Genomic DNA, 7,667 nt, shown 5'->3' with positions numbered 1-7,667 from the left:
GAGTTGGCAGAAGCCAAGATGGATAACGAGTTTTGTCAAAAGCGACAGCCTTCTTCGCTTTAAGGCAACGCGAGCAGAAAAGTTCGAATTGACGCAGCCAGAGCAAGACGAACTACAGCATCAAACGCATGGCACGGCTGTTAAAAGTGTCTCGGTCTGGATACTACAAATGAGCCCATATACAGCAGAAGCGACAACTATCCGGCAGAAATGATCGTGCAGCGTTTTACGATGAGGTTGACCGATTCATCAGATTTTGGAAAGACTCTGATTAGGTTTATGGTGCACCGCGGATTACTGCAGAACTTACCGAGCGCTACCAGATCACCTTGAATCGTAAGACTGTGGCTAAGCGGATGCGCATGATGGGCATTGAAGGGATTTCACCGCGTGCCTTGTCCCGGTGACACCTATTCAACCCAGACGTAAGTCGAGTCTTTCTGACCTGGTCAAGCGAATGTTTGATACAGGAGAGCTCAACCGAGTGTGGATGTCGGATACTACCTACCTGCGCACTGGTGAAGGCTGGTTGTACTTGTGCGCAGTCTGCGACGGACATTCCCGCAGGGTACTGGGCCGGGAAATGGATAGAGTGCAAGATTCTTACTTAGCCAAAGTGTCCACAATTTGCGAGTCTCCCCACTAGAGCACACCGCGCAGTCAACCACTCCCAACAAACGACTTTAAGGTTCAGACCCCCCTTCCTTGCCTGGTGATAGCAAGACAATTCAGAGTAAATAATGCGCTCTCATCAGGATTAACTTGAAAAACTCGTGTTCTTTGCGCGAAACACACTATTAACCCGTAACATAATTGACATGAAACTGCTTTCGTTCAGCGTGTCGAACCACCGCAGCATTCGGGAGACCCAAACGCTCGAGTTCTATAGCAACTGGCCACATTCCGCTGCTCCAACCGAAGGCTGGGCCAGTGTCACAGTGCCTGTAAGTTTGCTTCTCGGACCTAATGCGTCAGGAAAAAGCAATCTCCTGGACGCAATGAACTTTGCGCTTACTGCGATCCGCCTTTCTGCGACCTCATGGCGAGACTCCGGACCAGTAAACCGTCAGCCCCATTTCCCCTTCCTACTAGACGGTAACTCTAGAACCAAACCCAGTGCCTTTGAATTCGAATTTGCCATTGGCCCGACTCGGTACGTCTACGGCTTCGAGTGGAGCTACGAAGGCGTCCAAAGTGAGTGGCTCAGTAGGGTCCCCAATAAAAGGTGGGCAAAATGTTTTGAACGCTTCAAGGGGCAATCTATCTACTGGAACAAGTCGTTTATGTCTCCTACGGATGTTAGAGAGCTAGGAAAGATTACCGAAACCGAGTTGCTGCTCTCGGTTGGACTCCGCAACGATCACCAAATCTTGGCCCCGATCGCTCGAGAACTGATCTATAACACGCTTTACATACCAGTCGGAACACGCTCTCAGCAAAGCAGAGTAGATCAGCTGACAACTCTAATCCGAGAGGGAAAACTCAACATCGAGGATCTTTCCCAACTAATGCTAGCTGCTGACACCGGGATTCAAAGCGTTAAATTAGATCAACAAAGAATCCCCGAAGAGTTCATGAAACAAGTCCGGAGACTGGTAGAAGTTCTTAATGACGAAGCTAGCGATACCACAGGCAATGCTGCCGAAGGATCGGCTGAAGCCGCCAAGTTCTCCGACGAGGAACTCTCCTCATTGGTACATACCTTCCGCTTTTTCCACCGTGGCGTCGGCGAGACACAAGAACTTGGCCTCGCCGACCAATCGACCGGAACCCTGAGCTGGCTCGCCACTGCTCCCGCAATTTTAGAAATCCTTCGTGACGGTGGGGTGTTAATCGCCGATGAACTTGATTCGAGCCTTCACCAGAGCTTAATGGAGTTAATTATCAACGCTTTCTCCGATCCCAGCATAAACATAAACAGTGCGCAGCTGATATTCACATCACACAATACAAACATCCTAGAACATGCAAAGGATTTAAACTTGAATGAGAATAGTTTCTGGTTCGTCGAAAAAAATACGGATGGCTCATCCGAAGTTTACCCATTAACTGATTTCGAACTACACAAAAAGGCCAACTACGAACGTCGTTATTTAAGCGGCCGTTACGGCGCAATACCTCACGTGTCCCCGTCAACCATTCGAACGCTTGTAACCAGTAAAAGCAAGGAGAACTAAGATGGCTCGAACCCCTAAGCCGTCAGGAAAGAAGGGAGGGCGTCGCTTGCACTCGAACCGAAAGAAAAAAGAGGAAATAAAAAATCGCTATCTTATAGTAACAGAAGGGTTAAAGACTGAACCCTCATATTTTGACGGACTTAAAAGAACTTTAGGCCCCGACGTAAACTTCCATATAGAGGTGAAGCCCAGAATTGATAAAGCAAAGAATTGGACCAGCACCCCTACTGCTGTCGTCGATAAATGCATTGAATTGAAAAAGGCCGATGCCCAAAAGTGTGGGAACTCAAAGAAGCACCCCGACAAGCTACCATACGTCAAATGTTTCGCTGTAATCGATGTAGATCATTGGAATACCCCTCCACAACAAGGGAAAAGCAACCTCAATAAGGCCCTAGAAACTGCCAAGAAAAATAATATTTCCGTTGCAATCAGCAATACTAAATTTGAAGCTTGGCTCCTCTGGCATGTGGAAAGAAAAATCACCTGCCATGACACCCAGCTCGCCAGGCTCTGCCAGGACCACAACCTCCTCCTCGAAAAAGAGATTCCACCAACGTTCCCGTATTCGAATTTTAAAAATGCCGCCCAGAACGCCGATAATCAGAATAGAGTTTCCTTAAATCAGGTGGGAATTTATCCTTCAACCTCTGTCCCCCGCCTCCTCGAAGAGATTGGAATCATTTAGCCCTCACATCAATAATATTAATTTATTTTCAATAGTAATTTCTGTGAATTAGACACGTCCGCCGCCAATGTTTTTGGAAGGTAACGAGTTAACAGTAGACACAACTTAAGACTCTTACCAGTCCGCAAAGGCGAGGAAATACAGCTGATACTTGACCTTGTCTTTATATTGATGAGGTAGGTGATTACTACTCGGTGTCTACCTTCTGTGGATGGCGGAGTCCAACGCTTCGTGACGCCGCTTGGAACCTTGGAACTCTGCAAGTGGGCTCACCGCAGTCTGGCGAGCTCGGGCAGGATTCTGATTTCAGCTAATGGCGTGAAATACGTCAATGCCACGTACTGATTGCCCCGATCACCTTGGCACACCGTCCAGTTATAGTGGTTTCGATTAATATCCGCTAAAGCATACTCCAAAGCGGCTGTATAGGCAGAGCATCGATGTGTATCGAAGTGCCTTTCGCAGCACCGACAATTTCCCATAAGAACGCATCAATCACAAATGCGGTAAAGATATATCGCTATAGGTGGCCCCCTATCCCAGAATCAACGACGCCGTCTTCTCCGGCGGCACATCCTTCAGCTGACGGCTCTTAACAGCCCACGACGCCAGCCCCAGGACAATCCAGACCACCAGCGCGATAAGCGGGGCCGTTCCCAGCATGCCAGGCGAGCCTGGGACAAAGAGCAGCGCCAAGAACCCGACGGAGAGTATGCACCCGGCCAGCGCGAAGTACTCGTAGAACTTGTTAGGTGCAATGGGCTTGGGCATCCCCGGGACTTGCCCGGTGCGCGCGATCTTCCAGGCACAGAAACAAGTGTAGAAATACGCCACGGTGATGCCAGCACTGGACATGTCGACGACCCACGTCAACGCCGCGCGCCCGAACCACGGGGTCACCAAGCACACCGCGCACACCAAAAGAATCGCATTGCGCGGGGCGTGCTGCTTGCCCTTGAGCTCACCCAGGCGGCGCGGAACCAAGTTAGCCCGCCCCAGCGTAAACAGCACACGGCTTGCCGCGGTGTAGAAACCATTGAGGCCAGTCAGCACACCCGCGCTCACCGCGACGACCATAAGCACCAGACCTGCTGGCCCCATCACCTCGCTGATGGCTGCTGCCGGTGGCCAAGCCTCGCCCTCGAAAGCATCGCGGTGGGTGCCCACGGCAATCGACGTCGCCAACATCATCGCCATATAAATGACCGTCGCGACAGTAATACCCCACAGCAGAAGTCCCAGCGCCTTCCGCGGAGAGAAATTGAACTCGCCCGCCAACTGCGGAATGGAATCAAAGCCCACGTAGGCCCACGGGGCAAAAGCGATGATCGTCGCCACCGCCGCAGCCGGCGGAACATCCACAGGGAAAGCGGGAGCAAGCGCCGGGCGCTCGACGACGTAGTAGATCACCATCGACGCCACGATAACCACCACCGCCAGAATCATGAGCACAACGGCAAAGAACTGGAACTGGCCGGAGAGTGCCGCACCCTTAGAGTTCAACCACGCGAACACAATGATGAACAACGAGCAGATCGCTACTTCGGGGAGATAGATGGTCCACCCGGCGACGTCGTAAAGCGCGCCCCGCATAACCAATTCAGGGAACGTGACGCGGAATACGAGCGTGACCGCCGACGCATTCAACGCAACGACACACGAGTACCCCAGCGTCAGCGCCCAGCCTGCGATAAACGCATGAGTCCGGCCGAGTGCCGCCATGGCGAACGCCACCCCACCACCGGTCAGCGGCAGCGCACGAATGGTAAAGCCGTAGCTCAAGCCAATCACGGCAATCATCAGACCGCCAATGACAAAGCCGATGACCGTTCCGGCAAGCCCCGCCTTCTGCATCCAGTCGAATGGCAAGATATAGGCACCCCAGCCAATCGCCGCCCCGAGAGCCATCGCAAACACCCACGACGGCTTCATCGTTTTCCGCAGTGTCGTATTCTCCGACATCTAGTTTCACTCCAGACAATTCACCTTGAGCGCCAGGACCTTGCGGACGATCCCAGCGCGCGTTTCTGGCAAGTCTAGAGGTTCTTGGTTAGGTGTGCCGCAGATCTAATAGATCCAAACTCAGGATTCCACCTCTCATTCGAAGAACATAACCGATGTTGACGATCTCAGTGTTCTGTCACCAATCACCCGGATGCTCTACGCTCTTACTGGGTCCCTACGTGTTCGCCCAAGGATCGTGTCCCGACTCCCACGCAGGGCGCTTGACGACGCCCGACTTGCACCTAAGCTCCCGTCGCCTAGCGTCAGCAACTGTTGCAATTTAACCGTCAGCCAAATCGCGCGCCGTATCACTAAGAAGCTCCAGCCCTGCCTGGGGTTTTCATAAGTCAAGCCGCGCAGGGCGCTCACTCAACGAGGAATGCTGTTTCCTTTCACCGCATCGTCCCCGTGCAAACTCTTTGCGCTCTCCCCAGGTATTAGCATCGACATGCCTATCACGCTGAAGCGGTTCGTCGAAAAAAGGATCATCAAAGTCTCGGAAATACTCAATAATCGATACTTCGATTATGTATTCATCATTGCCGCTATCTGTCACTGCCAGAGGATCCACCGAAACAAACCTAGATGCAAAGTCCGCCGCCGAAAACTTTCCAGCTTCGAAGGCTTTCCGGAATTCTCTCCGAAATTCGATACTAGGATCAACGCCTATTTGATCCCACTCATAACTGTTGCATATTTTATAAAGGAAAATAAAGCTGTTAATTCTCCAATAAGCATTAAGAGGCGCACGCTCTCCTTCAGCCATATCGCCGATGATGGAAGCAATGAGGACTCTGCCGTATTCTACGAATGCCATGTACATCGCTGGAGGCAAACCGCCATAGTTCTCCCTAAGGACTCCCCGAGCGATGAGTGGGCCTACATCTTTGTGATTCTCCCCGTGTGCCAAGAGACTCAAAATCGATGATTTTTCCAATTTTAGACGTGCCGTGGACATAAGATTTACTATGAACCAGACTAGCCAGCTGTTGGCAGCTCCAGATATATTTTCCCGAGCGTTCAATGCTCGAACGGCAGCCATAAGGACTCGTGAACATTCCTCTGGGTTAAAACCAGGTTCTAAACGCTCGAAGCCGAGCTCCAACCGGTTGGCAATAACGTACCGTAAGTTTGTATCCTCGCACTCCAAGAGTGATTCGAATTCGGACGCCTCTCCTTTCGCTGCATCTTTCAGGACCCGATCGGCCTCTAACTCTGACAAGTCATCATCATCAATGTTGAGCGTAAAATATCGATCAAAATGGCTCGGATCAGAAATCCGTTCCGTTCCCACTCTCCTAGATCCCCTTACCTGATCAAGGACCGGAAATAGTTCCCTCAAAACACCAACAACCACCTCTGCTTCCGATAAGCTGCTATGCGGATTAGAGATTTGAAGCCCCCGTACAGAAGACCTTTCAATCCAATTCCCAAATCCTGGAACTCCCATGATTAATTGCTTTTCAAAGTAGGATCGATCCTCCTCTGAAAGACTGTCAGAACGAGTTAAGATCTCCTTGTACCTAGGGAGTCGGGTGAACACAAAAGGATAGATTGTTTGCAGGAGCTGCAGATTTAGAACATCAGTTAAATTAATTTCAGCTGGATTAAGCTGCGCCAACGTAGATAGAAGCTGTTGACCGAATCGCTGTGCGGTCCTGATAGTTACGGGCAGCCGAAGCCAATTCCGAATGAATGCATAGACCTCATGGCTCGTAGGATCAAACTCGAATTCCGAACTATCCCCACAGTAAGACAGCACCAACTCAATCAATTTCGATTTCTGATATCCGGTAAGTGGCGGAACAGTAATTCGATACTGAATGTACTTCTCTAAATATTGGAAGCCAGCTGCCCCCGCGCCGGCTGCACCGGAAGACAAGTCAGCTCCAACGCTACCCCCGATAGTCTCGATATCCAGAGCAAGGAGAAAAGTAATTCCAGGAAATCGTCCCAAGAGCCTAATAACTTTAAGGAGCGAATACAGTTCAGGCTTTTGCAGCCTGTCGATATCATCTGCAACAACTAATACATTGAAACCTTTTTCCTGGATCACATTAGAGACCGCACTAAATAGTGAATTCCATGATTTTGGTCTTTCCAGATAGTCAGCTACGGCATCTGAAGTAGCTGCAATAGCCCCGCCAGCAACAGGGACCATGCCTGCATACAGACCAGAAAACCGTAGAACTCGTGCAACGATTTTCTGGAACCTCTCATCATTACCCAAATCGAGTGCCTCGCCGATCGACTGATAAAACTCACCGATTAATTCCTCCGGGCTATCAACAGCCCACGGGGTAAACCGTGCGATTTTCCATCGATTTGGTTCACTGGACTCAAGCTCCTGGGCCACGCGCTCCATCACCCAAGTTTTTCCGGACCCCCACGAACCCACTACACCGACAACAGAACTGCTGTCCTTCGAATGAACTCTCTGGATCACTTGGCAAGCATGACCAACGAGCTTTTCTCTAGAAAGTATGTCCTCGCCTACCGAATCATCAGCTCCGACTTGTAAGAAATCAGCTTCCATCTCGCTAACCAGCTCCAATTTCCCTGTTGGTAAAAATGAATAGTGACTGCTCTGCTCCTACCAAAGAGCTAGAAACGTTCTTACCAGACGGGATCTTCCTAGAGTCAGGTTTGGGATTAATCGTTAGGTACTCCTGCTGCGCCCCTAAGTAGAAATACTCCGGCCATCGCTTCCCCTTCCAAGCTCTGTAACTCCCCAGAGACTCCTCGCCCTACTTCGGTCTCTGTCCTGTTCAGAAGACTGAAATGGTAGCGGTGTGGTG

The 7,667-nt window shown here is 50.7% G+C and carries 5 protein-coding genes and 1 pseudogene; 4 read left to right on the top strand and 2 right to left on the bottom strand.

Features of this window, described 5'->3' with window-relative positions:
- The 4 genes and pseudogenes from HMPREF2806_RS13840 to HMPREF2806_RS08430 all read left to right on the top strand — a co-directional run.
- A partial coding sequence (locus tag HMPREF2806_RS13840; protein WP_232745379.1) for a hypothetical protein occupies positions 1–214 on the top strand: 214 nt, incomplete at its 5' end.
- 73 nt (positions 215–287) lie between these two features.
- Positions 288–407, top strand: a pseudogene (locus HMPREF2806_RS14045) (transposase); the annotation flags it as partial.
- A gap of 411 nt (positions 408–818) precedes the next feature.
- A complete protein-coding gene (locus HMPREF2806_RS08435; RefSeq protein WP_070517393.1) occupies positions 819–2,177 on the top strand; it encodes an AAA family ATPase in 1,359 nt (452 codons plus the stop codon).
- Position 2,178: 1 nt separating this feature from the next.
- Positions 2,179–2,865, top strand: a complete 687-nt coding sequence (locus HMPREF2806_RS08430; RefSeq protein ID WP_070517336.1) for an RloB family protein — start codon at positions 2,179–2,181, stop codon at positions 2,863–2,865.
- Positions 2,866–3,399: 534 nt separating this feature from the next.
- On the opposite strand, the gene HMPREF2806_RS08425 is transcribed toward HMPREF2806_RS08430, so the two are convergent.
- Together HMPREF2806_RS08425 and HMPREF2806_RS08420 are read right to left on the bottom strand one after the other, a co-directional pair.
- The gene (locus HMPREF2806_RS08425; RefSeq protein ID WP_232745378.1) at positions 3,400–4,773 is read right to left on the bottom strand and encodes an APC family permease; all 1,374 of its coding nucleotides are present in this window, start codon (positions 4,771–4,773) and stop codon (positions 3,400–3,402) included.
- 436 nt (positions 4,774–5,209) lie between these two features.
- Positions 5,210–7,405, bottom strand: coding sequence for a KAP family P-loop NTPase fold protein (locus tag HMPREF2806_RS08420; RefSeq protein WP_070517332.1), 2,196 nt, complete (start codon positions 7,403–7,405; stop codon positions 5,210–5,212).
- Positions 7,406–7,667 lie beyond the last annotated feature (262 nt).

This window comes from Corynebacterium sp. HMSC076G08, assembly GCF_001811515.1.
GTDB lineage: Bacteria > Actinomycetota > Actinomycetes > Mycobacteriales > Mycobacteriaceae > Corynebacterium > Corynebacterium hiratae.
This window is presented reverse-complemented; position numbering and strand designations above follow the sequence as displayed.

Excerpts from the sequence above, each read along its gene's own strand:
- HMPREF2806_RS08425 (WP_232745378.1), bottom strand. The coding sequence starts at position 4,773 with ATGGCTCTCGGGGCGGCGATTGGCTGGGGTGCCTATATCTTGCCATTC.
- HMPREF2806_RS08420 (WP_070517332.1), bottom strand. The coding sequence starts at position 7,405 with ATGGAAGCTGATTTCTTACAAGTCGGAGCTGATGATTCGGTAGGCGAG.
- HMPREF2806_RS08435 (WP_070517393.1), top strand. The coding sequence starts at position 819 with ATGAAACTGCTTTCGTTCAGCGTGTCGAACCACCGCAGCATTCGGGAG.
- HMPREF2806_RS08430 (WP_070517336.1), top strand. The coding sequence starts at position 2,179 with ATGGCTCGAACCCCTAAGCCGTCAGGAAAGAAGGGAGGGCGTCGCTTG.